Genomic DNA, 970 nt, shown 5'->3' with positions numbered 1-970 from the left:
GGGAGGAGGTTGTCCCAGTCCTCCTGCTTGAGGAGGTAGGCGCAGATGGCTTGGAGGGGTTGGACGTGGTCGTAGGCGGCGGGGTCGAGGGTGTCGAGGTAGGTGTTGGCGAGTTGGGCGAATTCGTGGCGGTAGGTGTCGTCGAGGAGGGGGAGGTCGCGGAGGTGGAGGACGAGGTCGTGCTTGAGGAACTTGACGTCCTTGGCGAATTTGAGGTCGTCGTGTCCGTGGCTTTCGAGGAGTTCGTCCACGCGGCGGTGGATCTCCATGCGGTGGACGAAGTTGGCGATCTCGTGGCGTCGGTTGCTGATCGATTTGGCGGCGGCCTTTTCGATCACGTTCCAGTAGTAGACGTGGTTGGGGATGAGGGTGATCTTGTCGGCGGCTACGTAGGCCTGGGCGGAGAAGAGGAGGTCTTCGTAGTGGATGCCGACGGGGAACTCGAGGCCTGCGTCGAGGAGGAACTGGCGCCGGTAGCACTTGTTCGTCGAGAGGGTGTCGAAGACGAGGAGGTCGGGGAGTTCGGTGATGGAGGTGAGGGTGCGGGTGCGGTTGTAGAGCCAGGGGTACCACTCGACGGTCTTCTTGTGGCGTGAGTCGAGGTGGACGCGGACGCACATGCCGGAGACGAGGTCGGCGCCGGTGGTCTCGGCGGCTTCGAGCATGTTGCGGCAGGCGTTGCGTTCGAGGACGTCGTCGCTGTCGAGGAACATGACGTAGGTGCCGCGGGCTCGGGTGATGCCGTGGTTGCGGGGGGCGCCGCAGCCGCCGCTGTTGGCGGGGAGCTGGAAGGCGCGGACCCGGCCGGGGTGGGCGGCTTCGAGTTCCTGTGCGACGGCGTAGGAGCGGTCCTTGCTGCAGTCGTCGACGATGACGACCTCGACCCCGTGCAGGGTCTGGTCGAGGACGGACTGGACCGCCGTCGGAAGACGCTCTGCGTCGTTGTAGACGATGACGACCACGGAGACGT

Annotated in this window: 1 protein-coding gene; it reads right to left on the bottom strand. The window is 65.2% G+C overall.

Going from position 1 to position 970, the window contains the following annotated elements; genetic code table 11:
- Window positions 1-970, bottom strand: a 970-nt coding sequence (locus IF43_RS37480; RefSeq protein WP_037891626.1) for a glycosyltransferase family 2 protein, incomplete at both ends; no start/stop codon positions are given.

The organism is Streptomyces sp. NRRL S-87 (assembly GCF_000719335.1).
GTDB lineage: Bacteria > Actinomycetota > Actinomycetes > Streptomycetales > Streptomycetaceae > Streptomyces.
Note: the sequence above shows the minus strand (reverse complement) of the source record. Positions and strands in the feature narration are given on the sequence as shown.